The sequence below is a fragment of the Lysobacter fragariae genome (assembly GCF_054779775.1).
Genome location: NZ_BAAGXP010000006.1, coordinates 646,830 through 661,945 on the forward strand (window position 1 = coordinate 646,830; position 15,116 = coordinate 661,945).

14 protein-coding genes are annotated in these 15,116 nt (G+C 64.0%); 2 read left to right on the plus strand and 12 right to left on the minus strand.

All coding sequences use genetic code 11. The annotated features are described in order from the left end of the window. Positions 1 to 89: 89 nt before the first annotated feature. From ACYVD7_RS08890 to ACYVD7_RS08940, 11 genes are all read right to left on the minus strand, one after another. Entirely contained in the window at positions 90 to 2,477 is a 2,388-nt protein-coding gene (locus tag ACYVD7_RS08890) for a DNA internalization-related competence protein ComEC/Rec2 (RefSeq protein ID WP_460761785.1), read from the minus strand. Positions 2,478 to 2,480: 3 nt separating this feature from the next. After that, entirely contained in the window at positions 2,481 to 3,188 is a 708-nt protein-coding gene (lolD, locus tag ACYVD7_RS08895; protein WP_460761788.1) for a lipoprotein-releasing ABC transporter ATP-binding protein LolD, read from the minus strand. A gap of 16 nt (positions 3,189 to 3,204) precedes the next feature. Beyond that, on the minus strand, positions 3,205 to 4,449 hold the full coding sequence (locus ACYVD7_RS08900) for a lipoprotein-releasing ABC transporter permease subunit (protein WP_460761791.1): 1,245 nt from the start codon (positions 4,447 to 4,449) through the stop codon (positions 3,205 to 3,207). Between the two features lie 39 nt (positions 4,450 to 4,488). Beyond that, positions 4,489 to 4,851 (minus strand): hypothetical protein, encoded by a 363-nt coding sequence (locus ACYVD7_RS08905; RefSeq protein WP_460761794.1) that lies wholly within the window; start codon positions 4,849 to 4,851, stop codon positions 4,489 to 4,491. Positions 4,852 to 4,888: 37 nt separating this feature from the next. After that, a complete protein-coding gene (locus ACYVD7_RS08910) occupies positions 4,889 to 5,143 on the minus strand; it encodes an FAD assembly factor SdhE (protein ID WP_460761797.1) in 255 nt (84 codons plus the stop codon). Next, the gene (locus tag ACYVD7_RS08915) at positions 5,140 to 5,562 is read right to left on the minus strand and encodes an MAPEG family protein (protein ID WP_460761800.1); all 423 of its coding nucleotides are present in this window, start codon (positions 5,560 to 5,562) and stop codon (positions 5,140 to 5,142) included. The genes ACYVD7_RS08910 and ACYVD7_RS08915 overlap by 4 nt, the downstream gene beginning before the upstream one ends. Positions 5,563 to 5,646: 84 nt before the next feature. Beyond that, entirely contained in the window at positions 5,647 to 6,432 is a 786-nt protein-coding gene (locus ACYVD7_RS08920; RefSeq protein ID WP_460761802.1) for a succinate dehydrogenase iron-sulfur subunit, read from the minus strand. 15 nt (positions 6,433 to 6,447) lie between these two features. Then, positions 6,448 to 8,238: a succinate dehydrogenase flavoprotein subunit gene (gene sdhA, locus ACYVD7_RS08925; protein WP_460761804.1), complete on the minus strand. Its 1,791-nt coding sequence runs from the start codon at positions 8,236 to 8,238 to the stop codon at positions 6,448 to 6,450. A gap of 5 nt (positions 8,239 to 8,243) precedes the next feature. Further along, positions 8,244 to 8,639 (minus strand): succinate dehydrogenase, hydrophobic membrane anchor protein, encoded by a 396-nt coding sequence (gene sdhD, locus ACYVD7_RS08930; RefSeq protein WP_460761807.1) that lies wholly within the window; start codon positions 8,637 to 8,639, stop codon positions 8,244 to 8,246. Next, positions 8,636 to 9,040, minus strand: coding sequence for a succinate dehydrogenase, cytochrome b556 subunit (sdhC, locus tag ACYVD7_RS08935; protein ID WP_460761809.1), 405 nt, complete (start codon positions 9,038 to 9,040; stop codon positions 8,636 to 8,638). Before sdhC ends, sdhD begins: the two co-directional genes overlap by 4 nt. Before the next feature lie 140 nt (positions 9,041 to 9,180). Further along, complete coding sequence (locus ACYVD7_RS08940) at positions 9,181 to 9,384, minus strand: DUF1674 domain-containing protein (RefSeq protein WP_460761812.1); 204 nt, start codon at positions 9,382 to 9,384, stop codon at positions 9,181 to 9,183. A gap of 29 nt (positions 9,385 to 9,413) precedes the next feature. Here ACYVD7_RS08940 and ygfZ point away from each other — a divergent pair, with 29 nt between their 5' ends. Then, positions 9,414 to 10,298 carry a CAF17-like 4Fe-4S cluster assembly/insertion protein YgfZ gene (gene ygfZ / locus ACYVD7_RS08945; protein ID WP_460761814.1) on the plus strand — a complete coding sequence of 295 codons (885 nt, stop codon included), beginning with the start codon at positions 9,414 to 9,416 and terminating at the stop codon, positions 10,296 to 10,298. A 218-nt stretch (positions 10,299 to 10,516) separates the two neighbouring features. Then, complete coding sequence (locus ACYVD7_RS08950; protein WP_460761817.1) at positions 10,517 to 12,847, plus strand: glycogen debranching protein; 2,331 nt, start codon at positions 10,517 to 10,519, stop codon at positions 12,845 to 12,847. A 924-nt stretch (positions 12,848 to 13,771) separates the two neighbouring features. On the opposite strand, the gene ACYVD7_RS08955 is transcribed toward ACYVD7_RS08950, so the two are convergent. Then, positions 13,772 to 15,116: RHS repeat-associated core domain-containing protein (locus ACYVD7_RS08955; RefSeq protein WP_460761819.1), on the minus strand; the 1,345-nt coding region annotated here is incomplete at its 5' end.

Sequence of the window (15,116 nt, forward strand, 5' to 3'; positions counted from 1 at the left end):
CGGCCCTTGGCCGTTTCCGTACATATCCGGCCGCCAGCATACTTAGCGGGCAGCACGGTGGCGATATTTCTGGCGCGATGTGGCCGGTTTCAAGGCCTGCGGGTGGCGTCCCACAGCCGCGGTTGTGCCCCGCGTCGCGTTTCCGCGCGGATCCCGCCTTCGCGCAGGTCGATCCGAATGGCGCCGCTGGCCGCGGTGTCGATGGTCTGCGCCCCTGCACTGCGCCAGCGTTCCATTACCTCTGCCCGCGGGTGGCCGAATCGATTGCCGAATCCCGACGACACCAGTGCGAAGCGGGCGCGCGAGGCGGCCACGAACTCCGGATCCGACGAACCGGCACTGCCGTGGTGTGCGACCACGACGACATCCGACGCCAGGGTTTCACCATAGCGATGGACCAGTTCGCGTTCGATCACGTCGCCGATGTCGCCGGTCAGCAGCACCGAACCGTGGGCGGATTCGATGCGCAGGATGCAGCTGGATTCGTTCTTGAGATACGGGAAATAGCGCGGCGGGTGGAGGAAACGGAAACGCACGCCGTCCCAGGTCCAGGCCTGCCCGGCAAGGCAGGCGCTCGTCTGGTATGGCAGGTAGATGTCGGGCGGCGCCCAGGGCACCACGGGGAACTCACGCTGGACCGCGGGAAAGCCGCCCGCATGGTCGTTGTCGCCGTGGCTGATCACGGCACGGTCCAGGTGTCGCACTCCGAGTGCCCGCAACGCCGGGACCACGGCACGTTCGCCCGCATCGAAACCGTCACGAACAGCGGGCCCCATGTCGTACAGCAGGACGTGGCCATGCGTGCGGACCAGCACCGAAAGGCCCTGCCCCACGTCGATCACCATCAGTTCCGCATCGCCCGGGTCGGGCAGGCGGCGATCCGGCCACAGCAACGGCAGCCACAACAGCACGGCCAGCGCCTTGCCCGGGACGCCACGCGGAAGCAGCAGCCAGAACGCGCCCAGCAGCGCCAGTGGCAGTGCATACCAGCGCGTCTCCGGCAGCCACCACAGCGCGAGCCCGCTATGTGCGAGCCACTGGAACAGCGGCCAGACCAGATCGAAGCACCACGCTGCGGCCTGCCACGCCCACACACCCGGGAGGTGCAACGCTTCCAGCCCCAGGCCGATCAGCGAAAGGGGCACGACGACCAGACTCCACCATGGCACTGCGATCAGGTTGGCTAGCGGTCCCGCCAGCGAGGCCTGCCCGAATATCACCACGCCGAGCGGAAGCAGTCCGATCGTCGCGACGCCCTGCGCTGAGAAGAAGTCGCGCAGCAGATGCTTGCTGGTTTCGTGTGGCAAGCACCACACGAGCCACGCCACGCCGAGGAAGCTGAGCCAGAAGCCCGCTGTCAGCACCGACAGCGGATCCACCAGCAACACGGCTACCGCCGCGAGCGCGAGCGTTTCAGCCACGCGCGAGCGCCGCCGTGACATCCGTGCGCCGGCAACCACAGCGATCATCAGCACGGTGCGTAGCGTAGGCAACGCAAATCCTGCGATGGCCGCGTACAGCAACGCGCCGGCGACGGCCATCAACGCCGCGGCAATTGGCGCCGGCCAACGTCGCGGTAGCGCCGGCCATAACCACCACAATCCGCGCGCGATCAGCGCGAAGAAGCCAGCGACCAGGCCGACATGGAAGCCGGAAATCGCGATGAGGTGGGTAAGGCCGTTGGCACGCAGCAGCTCCCAGTCCTCGTCATCGAGGGCACGCGTATCGCCGAGCGCGAGCGCACGCACGTAACGCGAGGATTCACGCGGGACCGTCGCCGCGATGCGTTGCGACATGGCGTCGCGCCAGGCTTCCAGACCCTGCGGTGGGGACAGGCGACGCGCCAGTTGTGGATCGCGCACATAGCCCGTGGCAGCCAGGCGCTGGACCAGAGCGTACTTTTCGCTGTCGAAGCCACCCGGATTGCGCAGCCCACGAGGCGCACGAAGGCGCACGTGCAGACGCCAGCGCTGACCGGCCCTGACACCGAAACGTGGTCGCGGCGCGTCAGGCTTGTGCTCCTCGTCGAACCAGGCCAGCCGCAACAGTTTTCCGCGTACTGCCGCGGGTTGTGACGCGTCACCGTCCACCCGGAACAGGAACCGGGTGCGGCGGACTTCGTGTTCGGGCAGATCGACTACCTGTCCGATGATGATCGCTTCTGACTTTTCCAGCTGGCGTGGCAGCTGCAGAGAAAGGCTGTGGGATGCGTGCAGGCCCGCCAACGCGAAACCAACGGCAAAAGCTCCCGCCAACCTCGACCGGCGACCGTTCCGGAGCCTTGCAATGGAGCGAATCGCAGGGAAGTCGACCCACGAGGCCATGCCGACTGCCAGCATTACCGCGGAAAGCCACCATGGCGCCAACCATGGCAGCCAGAGGCAGCCGCACACGCCAGCCAGCAGCGCGACGGCAACTGCAATCCCGAACGGTGGTCGACTGGTTTTCGTGGGTGGCGTCCTTGCCACGTTTCTCATCGGTCAGATCTCGCTTCGATCCAGTTCGCGCAACTTGCCTTCGTGCAGCTCCAGCACGCGATCCATGCGTCGCGCCAGGCTGCGCGCGTGCGTCACCAGCACCAGGCTGGTGTGCTTTTCGCGGTTGAGTGCCAGCATCAGCTCGAAGACGGTTGCCGCGGTCTTTTCATCGAGATTGCCGGTGGGTTCGTCGCCGAGCACGCAGGCGGGCTCGTTGACCAGTGCCCGTGCCACCGCGGCACGCTGGCGTTCGCCACCAGAAAGCTCGCCGGGTTTGTGTTCCAGCCGATGGCCGAGGCCCACCGACTCCAGCAATGCCCTCGCCCGCTTCGACGCCTCCGGGACGGAAGTACCGTTGAGCAGCACCGGCAGCATCACGTTTTCCAGCGCCGTGAATTCCGGCAACAGATGGTGGAACTGATAGACGAAGCCCAAAGCCTTGTTGCGCAGCCCGCCGCGTGCCGCATCGGACAGCGCGCTCATCTGCTGTCCGGCCACGTAGACCTCGCCCGCCGTCGGCGTGTCCAGGCCACCCAGGAGGTGCAGCAGCGTGCTCTTGCCCGCGCCGGATGCGCCAAGGATCGCTACGGTCTCGCCCTTTGCCACAGAGAGCGACAGTCCGTCGAATACCTTGGTGTATAGGCTGCCTTCCGCGTACGTCTTTCCCAGGCCTTCGCAGTGGATTACCGCGGTGAGCTGCTGCGATTCCATTTCGGATTTCCGGACTTCACTCATAGCGCAGCGCCTCCGCAGGTGCAGTGCGGGCGGCGCGCCACGCAGGGTAGATCGTTGCCAGGAACGCCATCGCCAGTGCGACGGTGGCGATCATCGCGACATCGCTGCCTTCCAGTTCGGTCGGCAAGCCGGTGATGTAGTAGACGTCGGACGGCAGCAGCGTGACGCCGAAAATGCGCTCGATCAGCTGCAGGATGTGCTCCAGATTCAGTGTCAGTACCACGCCACCGACCACGCCCAGCACCGTGCCGATCACACCGATCATCGATCCCTGCACCATGAATACCTGCATCACCCCGCGCGGAGTAAGGCCCAGCGTGCGCAGGATGGCGATGTCGGCCTGCTTGTCGGTGACCAGCATCACCTGCGAGCTCACCAGGTTGAACGCGCCCATGGCGATGATCAGCGACAGCAGGATCGCCATCACCGTCTTTTCCATCTTCAGTGCGCGGTACATGTTGGCGTTCTCGCTGGCCCAGTCGCTGACGCGGTAGGCGCCACCTAGGTCCAGCGCCAGGTCGCGCGCGACATCGAAGGCGATATCCATGTCATGCAGCTTCAGGCGCACGCCGGTGACACCATCGCCCATGCGCAGGACGCGCTGCAGGTCCTTCATGTTGACGAAGGCCATGCCGCGATCGAATTCGTTGTAGCCGGCTTCGAACAGGCCACTGACCCGAAAACGCTTCAACTGCGGCACCGCGCCCATCGGCGTACTGCGGAAGTCGGATGTGGTGACCACCACGTCGTCGCCTACGCGGGCGCCCAGCCACAAAGACAGTTCACGTCCAAGCACGATGTTGAAGCTGCCCGGCGTCAGGTCGTCCAGCTTGCCCTCGACCATCTTGTCCGCCAGCACCGAGACCTTGCGCTCCTCCGCAGGAACCACGCCCCGCACCATCGCGGGCTGGTTGCGCGCGCCGGAGATCAGCGCCTCTTTCTCGACGTAGGGCGCGGCGCCGGCGATGCGCTTGTCGGCCAGTGCGACGGACACAGCGTGCGGCCAGTCCTGCACCGGCTCACCAAATCCACTGACGGTGGCGTGCGCCGCCATCTGCAGCATGCGATCGCGGATCTCACGCTGGAACCCGCTCATCACCGCGAGCGTGGTGATCAGCGCAGCCACGCCCAGGGCTATGCCCAGGATCGAAGCGAGCGAGATGAAGGAGATGAAGCCGTTGCGGCGCTTCGCGCGCAGGTAGCGCAGGCCGATCGCGACTGGGATGGGTTTGAACATTCTGGAGTGAGCCGCGCGCAGGGCCGGAAAGCGAAGCGGTTATGGTGCCACGCGGGCTGCCGCACGGAACGGCGCCCGGGCCGCCATGGCCAGCCGCAGTTCACGCCTCGCGGTGGCGTCCAGGTTGCCGGGCCCACCGTGCAGGTGCCGACGCTGGCCTTGTGCGTCGCGCCAACGCAGGAAGGCCAGTGGGCCACGCCACTGGATCTGGAGATCGGTCATGTCGATGCCATCGCAGGTGGCCGTGGTGTCGTTCAAGGCAATCACCAGACCGTGGACTGGGCGACGAAGTTCGCGCCGCGCCAGCCACGCACCGTGGGCGACCGCGCCCACCGCGAGGGGAACCGAGAGCGGCATGAGCTCCGAAGCCAGGACCGACGCCCCCGCCAGGATTCCCAGCATCAGCAACGCAATGGCCAGCCCGCGCGACGGTCGCCACTCAAGGCGGCAAGGCGCGGATACGTTCGACCAGGGTCTGGATTTGCGCATCGTCGGCTACTTCATGGCCCATGAACCAGTGCCAGAGCCTATCGTCTTCGGTTTCCAGAAGCCGTAGGAAAACGCCGCGTTCGTCTTCGGAACTCTGCCGCCATTCGCGGTCGAGGTAACGACCGAACAACTGGTCCAGCTCGCGCATGCCGCGCCGGCAACGCCAGCGCAGGCGACGCAGCTCGGTTTCGTCGGCTTCGCTCATGCGCGCAGCAGGTGATAGGCCAGTGCGCCCCACAGCAGCCACAGTACCGTGCCGCCAGCCACGTATGCTTTGAACCGGTGCATCACTTTGTTGTAGGTGCAATGGATCCAGCTGTGGACGACGCGCAGCGCAACAAATAGCCACGCCAGCACCAGCAGCGAGGTCGACACCAGCCCGGCCTGCGCGACGATGACGATCGCCAGGTAGAACAGCACCGGCAATTCGAACAGGTTGCGAAAATTGTCCGCGGCACGCGTGTCGGTGAGCTTCGCCGCCATCTGCGCCGAAGTCGCCACCGATTGCGGATGGATGCGCTCGCGCGTCATTTCCCCGATGCGGGTGGTGTACATGCGCAACCACACCACCAGGGTGAGCGCTGCCATGGCGAAGGCAGGCACGTAGATCGCGTTGTTGCCCATCGGTCCCCTCCTCAAGCAGAAGGCGTGCATTGCACGCCTTCCGTGGTTACTGACAGTGGTTGCCGCTCCAGCCGTTCATCCGGCTCAGACACGCCTTGCGAGCATCAGCTTCTTGATCTCGGCGATTGCCTTGGCCGGGTTCAGGCCCTTCGGGCAGGTCCGCGCGCAGTTCATGATGGTGTGGCAGCGGTAGAGCTTGAACGGGTCTTCCAGGTCGTCCAGGCGGGCGCCAGTGTCCTCGTCACGCGAGTCGATGATCCAGCGGTAGGCCTGCAGCAGGATCGCCGGGCCGAGGTAACGCTCGCCGTTCCACCAGTAGCTCGGGCAGCTGGTCGAGCAGCACGCGCACAGGATGCATTCGTACAGGCCGTCCAGCTTCTCGCGATCCGCCGGCGACTGCAGGCGTTCGCGATCCGACGGCGCCGGGGTCTGCGTGCGCAGCCAGGGCTTGATCGATGCGTACTGCGCGTAGAAATGCGTCAGGTCCGGCACCAGATCCTTCACCACCGGCATGTGCGGCAGCGGATAGATCGGCAATTCGCCCTTGCTGCTGCAGTCGCTGATCGCCTTGGTACACGCCAGCGTGTTGGTGCCGTCGATGTTCATCGCGCACGAACCGCAGATGCCCTCGCGGCAGGAACGACGGAAGGTCAGCGTCGGGTCGATCTCGTTCTTGATCTTGATCAGCGCGTCCAGAACCATCGGGCCGCACGTCGCCATGTCCACCTCGTAGGTGTCCACGCGCGGGTTCATGCCGTCGTCCGGGTTCCAGCGGTAGACCTTGAAGGTGCGCGGCTGCTTGGCGCCCGGCGACGCCCAATGGCGGCCCTTCTGGATCTGCGAGTTCTTGGGAAGAGAAAATTCAGCCACGGTGCTCGCTCCGGATCAGTAGACGCGCTTGGCCGGCGGGATCGATTCGACCTCGTCGGACATCGGCTTCATGTGGACGGGGCGGTAGTCGATGTGGGTGCTGCCCTTCTCGTCTACCCAGCACAGGGTGTGCTTCTGCCAGTTGACGTCGTCGCGCTCCGGGAAGTCCTCGTGCGCGTGCGCGCCGCGCGACTCCTTGCGGTTCTCGGCGGAAACGATCGTCACCAGCGCCTGGTCGAGCAGGTTCGACAACTCGAAGGTCTCGATCAGGTCCGAGTTCCACACCAGCGAACGGTCGGTGACCTTGACGTCGGCGAAGGACGCGTGGATCTCGCGCATCTTCGCCACGCCTTCGGCAAGCGTCTGGCTGGTGCGGAACACCGCCGCGTCGGCCTGCATGGTGCGCTGCATGTTGTCGCGGATGACCGAAGTCGGCGTGCCGCCGTTGGCGTTGCGCAGCTTGTCCAGTCGCGCCAGCGCCGGGTCGCAGGCATCGCTCGCGAGCGGGGCCTGCTTGCCGTTCGGCGTGATCGTTTCGGCGCAGCGGTTGGCTACCGCGCGCCCGAACACGACCAGGTCGAGCAGCGAGTTGGAACCCAGGCGGTTGGCGCCATGCACCGACACGCAGGCAGCTTCGCCGATCGCGTACAGGCCGGGAACCACCGCATCGGGGTTGCCGTCGCGCAGCTGTACGACTTCGCCGTGGTAGTTGGTCGGGATGCCGCCCATGTTGTAGTGCACGGTGGGGATCACCGGGATCGGCTGCTTTTCGACATCGACGCCGGCGAAGATGCGCGCCGATTCGGCGATGCCCGGCAGCTTCTTGTGGATCACTTCCGGGCCGAGGTGGGTCAGGTCGAGCAGGATGTGGTCCTTGTGCTCGCCGACGCCGCGGCCTTCGCGGATTTCGATGGTCATCGAGCGGCTGACCATGTCGCGCGGGGCGAGGTCCTTGACGCTCGGTGCGTAGCGCTCCATGAAGCGCTCGCCATTGGAATTGCGCAGGATGCCGCCTTCGCCGCGCACGCCTTCGGTGATCAGGCAGCCGGCGCCGTAGATGCCGGTCGGGTGGAACTGCACGAACTCCATGTCCTGCATGCCCAGGCCGGCACGCAGCGCCATGCCGCCGCCGTCGCCGGTGCAGGTATGCGCGGAGGTCGCGCTGAAGTAGGCACGACCGTAGCCGCCGGTCGCCAGCACCGTGCCCTGCGCCTTGAACAGGTGCAGCGTGCCTTCGGACATGTCGAGCGCAAGCACGCCACGGCAGGCGCCGTTGGCATCCATGATCAGGTCGAGCGCGAAGTATTCGATGAAGAACTGGGCCTCGTGCGCCAGCGACTGCTGGTACAGCGTGTGCAGGATCGCGTGGCCGGTGCGGTCGGCGGCGGCGCAGGTGCGCTGCGCCGGCGGGCCCTTGCCGAACTGCGTGGTCATGCCGCCGAACGGGCGCTGATAGATCTTGCCGTCGTCGGTGCGAGAGAACGGCACGCCGTAGTGTTCGAGCTCGACGATCGCCGGGATCGCTTCCCGGCACATGTACTCGATCGCGTCCTGGTCGCCCAGCCAGTCCGACCCCTTCACGGTGTCGTAGAAGTGGTACTTCCAGTTGTCGTCGCCCATGTTGCCGAGTGCGGCGGCGACGCCACCCTGCGCGGCGACGGTGTGCGAACGCGTCGGGAACACCTTGGTGATGCAGGCCGTCTTCAGGCCCTTCTGCGCCAGGCCGAACGTGGCACGCAGGCCCGCGCCACCGGCGCCGACCACGACCATGTCGAATTCGTGTTGCTGAATCTGATAAGCAGCCACTGTTTTCAGGCTCCCAGCGCGATGCGGATGACGGCGAGCACGCTGGCAAGTGCCGCGAGAACGCAGATGAAGATGTTGGCCAGTTGCAGCACAACCGCGGACCACGGCGTGTGCACGTAGTCCTCGATGATGACCTGCAGGCCGAGCTTGGCGTGCCAGAACATCGCTGCGAGGAAGGCGATCAGCAGCACAGCGTTGCAGGGATGGCCGACGGTCACGCGTACGGTCGCGTAATCGTCGCCGACGAGCGAGATGATCAGGCCGATCACGTACAGCGACAGGAACACCAGCGCGACGGCGGTGATCCGCTGCAGGACGAAGTGGTGCGTACCGTCCTTGGCCGAACCCAGCCCGCGCGCGGTCTTCAGCGGCGTGCGCAGTTTGTTGCTGGCGTTGCTCATGCTCCACCCCGCTGGGCGATGGCGAGGCCCCAGATGATCGCGGTCAGGACCATGCTGCCAATGATCGAAACCCAGCTGTTGCGCACGAAGGCTTCGATCGCGTAGCCGTAACCGGCGTCCTGCAGCAGGTGGCGGATGCCGTTGATCAGGTGGTAGGCCAGCGCCCAGCTCCAGCCGAACAGGATCAGGAAGCCCAGCCCGGAACGGGCGCAGTCGCTGAAACGGGCCCATTCATCGGGACCAGCCGCCAGCGCGAGCAGGCCTGCCACGATGAGGAAGCTGCCCGCGACCAGGACGACGCCGGTGGCACGGTGGATGATCGAAGTCACCATCTGCACCTGCCAGCGATACACCTGCAGGTGGGGCGACAAAGGGCGTTCGCGAACGCGTTGTTCGGCCATGGAAATACGTTGTCTCGGCTGGGCGGCTGGGCCGCGTGGCGGGAGGAACGGCAACCAGGCAGATGCAGGCCCCTGCAACGCCGCGGCAACCTCCGGAGACGGGCGCGATGCCTGCATCCGGGCTAAACAACCAGGTGACGCTAGAAATCGATGCAACGGCCGTTCTTTTCCCAATCGCCGTAACGCGTCGGCTCCGGGCCCTCGCGTCCACCCCATTCCCTTGGGGCTTGCTGTTCCGTCATTCCATCCGGTTCGGGCGTCTGCCCTGCCTCGATCGGTTCGCCAGCGACCGGTGTGTCGGCGACGCTGCCGCGAGGGGCTTCCGGTGGGGTTTGACCTATCATCACAGCCTTAAAGCTTAAGTCCCGCCCCCATGCATGACAACCCGCGGGCAGATTCCGCCCCGCTTCCCAACCCGGTTTTCGCCCTCCCCGACCACCGCGTGATCGCCCTGAGCGGCCGTGACGCGGCGGTGTTCGCGCAAGCGCAATTCATGAATGACATCAAGGCGTTGGCGCCGGGCCAGTGGCACTGGAACGGCTGGCTGACGCCCAAGGGGCGCGTCATCGCGCTGTTCGCCCTGTTGAAGTTCGACGAGGAAAACCTCTGGCTGGTATTGCCCGATACCGACCCGGTTGCGCCGGCAGATGCGCTGCGCCGCTTCGTGTTCCGCAGCAAGGTGACGATCGCCCTGCGCGACGACCTCCACGTGGTGGGCGGGTTCGCCACACCGGAACATGCGTTGGGCAACACGATGGCGGGCGGTGTCGAAGGCGGTGTCGAACTCGACGTCGGCGGTGATGGCGGCCCCCGGTGCCTTCGCTTATCGGCGACGTCCGCTGCGGATACCGATCCAGCCATGATCGCCCGCTGGGCCAATTTCGATCTCGAACACGGCCTGCCGCGCCTGTCGCCGTCGCAGTCGGACCACTGGACGCCGCAGCAGCTGTCGCTGGAGCGTCTGGGCGCCTTCAGCGTCAAGAAGGGTTGCTACCCCGGACAGGAGATCGTTGCACGCACACATTTCCTGGGAAAAGTGAAGCGTGGCCTCGCGCTGGTGCAGGGCGAAGGCGTGCTCAATGCAGGCGATGACATCCTCGCATCTGGCCAACCGCTGGGACACCTGGTGGCGAGCGTCGCGGTCGATGGCCTGCATTCCGCGTTGGCAGTGGTGCCGCTGGAGCACGACGCCGTCGCGCTTTCCGTGCTGGGCACGCCTGTCCGCGAGGCACCGTTGCGCGACGGTCTTGCCCGCTAGGGAACCGCCGACAAGTCTTGCTCGCGCCTCTGCCGCACCGCAGCCCCATATCGCTGTCCCGTTGCCCATTCATCGCTGACGTTTCTTGCAGGATTCGTCACGCAGGCGATGAATACGTTTGCAACTTCAACTCACGATCCGTTGTGCAGTTGCACCTCAAGGCAGAGTGCGTCGGCGCGTGGCTCCGCCGCGCCACCGTCACTTGAGGGAGTGCCGCGATGCGATATCTGAAGCGCCTGCTTGGCGATGCAATGGCCCGTGCGTTGATCGGTTGCATGCTGTTGCTGTCCTCCATCGCGCCGGCACAGGCTGCGATCAACGCGCAGAACCTCGGCGCAAACTACGACGGGACCCAGAGCAACATCACCTTCCGCGTGTATTCCTCGCGCGCCACGCGCATCGAGGTCTGGCTGTACAAGACGGCTTCCGGCGCGCAGGAAGTCGTCCGCTACGTGATGACCAAGGACGCGTCGACCAACGTCTGGTCCAAGACCGCATCGGTCTCCACGCTCCAGGCCAGTTACGGCATCACCGGCACCGTGTACTACGGTTATCGCGCATGGGGCCCCAACTGGACGTACAGCAGCACGTGGACGAAGGGCAGCGCCATCGGTTTCGTCACCGACATCGACGCCAGCGGCAACCGCTTCAATCCCAACAAGCTGCTGATCGATCCCTACGCGGTCGAGATCAGCCAGGACCCCAACACTCCGACGTGCACCGACGGCACGATCTACGCCAGCGGCGCGACGCATCGCAACAAGGACAGCGGCGCCTGCGCCCCCAAGGGCGTCGTATTGGCACCGATAACAACGTCCAACGGCACCAAGCCGACGCGCGCGTTCAAGGACGACGTCGTGTACGAAGTCCACGTGCGTGGCCTGACGATGAACGACACCTCGCTTGCGACGTCGCTGCGCGGCACCTATGCCGGCGCCGCGCAGAAGGCCAGCTATCTGGCCGGCCTGGGCATCACCGCGGTCGAATTCCTGCCCGTGCAGGAAACCCAGAACGACACCAACGACGTCGACCCCAACTCCGACGCCGGGGACAATTACTGGGGCTACATGACGCTCAACTACTTCGCTCCGGACCGCCGCTATTCGTCGGACAAGACAGCGGGCGGACCGACGCGCGAATGGAAGGCGATGGTGAAGGCGTTCCACGACGCCGGCATCAAGGTCTACATCGACGTGGTCTACAACCACACCGGTGAAGGCGGTGCCTGGGGCGGTACCGACGGACTCACCGTCTACAACATCCAGTCGTGGCGCGGCCTCGACAATCCGACCTATTACTCGCTCACCAGCGACTTCCAGCATTCCTGGGACAACACCGGCGTCGGCGGCAACTACAACACCCGCAACGCCACCGCGCAGAACCTGATCGTGGATTCGCTGGCCTACTGGCGCGACACGCTGGGCGTGGACGGCTTCCGCTTCGATCTTGCATCGGTGCTGGGAAACACGTGCCAGCATGGCTGCTACAACTTCGACAAGATGGATTCGGGTAACGCGCTCAACCGCATCGTCAGCGAATTGTCGCCGCGACCAGACGGTGGCGGCAGCGGCCTCGACCTGATCGCCGAGCCCTGGGCGATCGGCGGGAATTCCTACCAGGTCGGCGGATTCCCTTGGGGCTGGTCCGAGTGGAACGGCCTGTACCGCGATGCGATCCGCAAGAAGCAGAACCGGATGGGCGTGGACGTGGTGACGATGGGCACCCTCGCCTCGCGTCTGGCCGGATCGTCGGACCTGTACGGCGACGATGGCCGCAAGCCGTGGCATTCGGTCGACTTCATCGTCGCGCACGACGGCTTCACGTTGAACGACCTGTACATGTTCAACACCAAGCAGAACAGCCAGGCCTGGCCGTATGGCCCGTCCGATGGCGGCGAGGACAACAACAACAGCTGGGACCAGGGCGGCGTTGCCGCGGACCAACGCAAGGCGGCGCGCACAGCCATGGGGCTGATGATGCTCGGCGCCGGCGTGCCGATGATGACCGGTGGCGACGAGGCCCTGCGCACGCAATTCGGCAACAACAACGCCTACAACCTGGATTCGCCCGCCAACTGGCTGTACTGGACGCGCAGCACCAACGAAGCCAACCACCAGACGTTCACCTCCCGCCTGATCGCGTTCCGCAAGGCGCATCCGGCGCTGCGGCCGATCGCGTTCTACTCCAGCGTGGACAACAACGGCAACGTGATGGAGCAACTGCGCTGGTTCAAACCCGATGGCGCGCAGGCCGACGCCACCTACTTCAACAGCACCAGCAACCATGCGCTGGCATGGCGCATCGACGGCAGTGAATTCGGCGACAGCGCGAGCGCGGTCTACGTCGCCTACAACGGCTGGTCCGGCCAGGTGAACTTCACCCTCCCCTGGCCCGGCGCGGGCAAGCAGTGGTACCGCGTCACCGACACCGCCACCTGGAACGATGGCGCCAACACCTTCGTCGTGCCGGGCTCGGAGGCGTTCATCGGCGGCGAGAACACGGTGTACGGGCTGCAGGGCCGATCGGTGTTGCTGTTGATTGCGAAGTGAATCGGATAGGCGGGTCAAGACCCGCCCTACGCATTCCATAGGGCGGGTTTTAACCCGCCTTACGCGGGTTACCGGAGCAATGCCGCCACGGGTAGCCAGTACGCGATGGACCGTGCAGGCCCGCTTCTCGAGTGCGCGACTAATGTCGCTAAGCGATTGACCCGCTTTCCAACGATGCCACACCTCTACCTTCTGGTCCTCGGCTAGTCCAGGACCCCGAATTCTCTCCATGGCACTTCATCATCCGCGTCAATGCAATCGAAGTAATGTTGCATCGACCGGTTGAACCCGCCGGAACCTTTTTTGCTGTCTGTTGGCCGCCAAATAGGCCGAGCCGCGAAGAAGCTTCGCTCTGAACGAATTGTTAGGCACCCACTCCGGATTGCTGCCTGCCGGTGCCTCGCCGGAGGCGCTGAGCGCCTGAACTATCTTTCGTCTTCCCAGCAACTCTTTGCGCTCTCCTTGTTATGCAACGAAAGGCTGTCGGAATAGTGCTTGGCAGTGCCGACAAACCGCCAAGCACTCGTCCTTTTTATTAGGTAGACGTCTGCCACAAGCCAGTCTCCTGCCTTGCTGCGCCCTCCATATCGCAAACAAGCAAGTTCAAAGCTTTCGTCCTTTGGCTTACGAAGCTGGAGCACAGGTACGACTTCACCAAGAAAGCACGACACGACGTCAACTACACCGCATTCCGCCGAGAGCGAGTTTCTCAGCAGCGGATCGTGAAGACTCGCAGACTCAAGCGACTGCCGACTCTCGTCGTCAATTTCCATGGATCCAGCTAAGACCTTTTCAATCCCAACGTCCCTAATTTGCCGCAGCAATGTTAGATATACCTTCTGGGGGCTACCTTCTTCCTTGGCAATAGACGCGTTTGACGCGCAGCCAATAACCAAAGCGCTAGCCGCAACCAGAGCTGCAAAGTCAATTACCGCAAGCCGCCCCATAAATTCCATCCTCTTGTGCGTTAAGACACGCATTGATTCTCTGTGGTCGGTTCATGAGCGCCCTGGCAGCATTGCCAAGCAATCCGCTGTTGTAGACAACAATGTCCACTGGGCTTACTTCAAAGCTTAGTGTAAGTCCTGCGCTCACATACTTTGATAGAGCGGCGGGAACATACTTGTTGGAACTAAACCCCGCCGAAATCTGGAGATTTCCCACATTGGTGACCCCAATGCCAAACGTGGCCGAGCGAATGGCAAATTCCCTCACGTACCCTTGCAGCCCTCCAAATGGATCGTGATATGAAAATTTGAACTTGTTTCCACCTACATAAACTAGGCCTTCGCCATTTGCAGACATTTCGATGTCGACAGCCTGTGCATCAGCGATGGCCATCTTGAGATCAACATTTTGCTCGGATGCCACGTCCAGATAAGAGCCAACCTTCGCCTTCACGGCAGCCTTGAGCCTCCACATCTGGTGACCCTCATCGTTGAGTGCTCTGCTGAACGCTGCGGTGATCGCACCGTTTGCGAACTTTCCTCCCGCAATGACGGAGGCCGTTCCATCTAATATCGCAGCTGCCGCCACACGCGCCGGCGCGTAGCTCCTTTCACCGTTTCCGATCTCGTCGATCGCAGGCGCAAATGCCTCTACTACGCCAGCCGAAGCAAATCCGTTGCCAAATTTTCCTCCCTGCAAGCGCGACATCACGCCACCGGCGGTGCCGTGCGCAAGAACTTTGGCTCCATAGCCGCCCCAAGTGAGCCCCGATCCGAAGGCATTGTTTGCCTCAGTCGCTTGGGCCCACTGTGCATTCTGGAAATATGTCCCAATGCCATAGAAGAGCGCGCCGGAGAATGCGCCATACAAGCCCCCCTGTAGCGTCCCAGTCGATGCATAGCCAGCCAGGAACCCTGTTCCCACCGCGTACCAAAACGCTGCAGCCCCTTTAATGGCCCAGTACTGTTGGGTGATGGCAGCAACGATGACGATCACTATTGCCAGAATTTGCCTAACCCCCTGTGACATCGTCCCAGTCGGATCGACATACGTCAGTGGGTTGTTGTAGACGTAGGTATACGCATTCCAGCTCTGCGCATTTTCTGGCGCCTGGATCACCGGATCAGCCTGCAGGAACCGCCCCAGCCCCGGGTCGAATATCCGTCCATTCATGTGGATCAGGCCCAGCACCCCATCCACCGTCTCGTGCCCCGTGAAACCGCGCGTGGTCAGGCTGGGCGGCGTACCACCCGCCGTCTGCGTATCAAAGTCCCGCCTTGCGCCGAACGCCAGGAAATCCATCTGATTGACGACGGCGCCG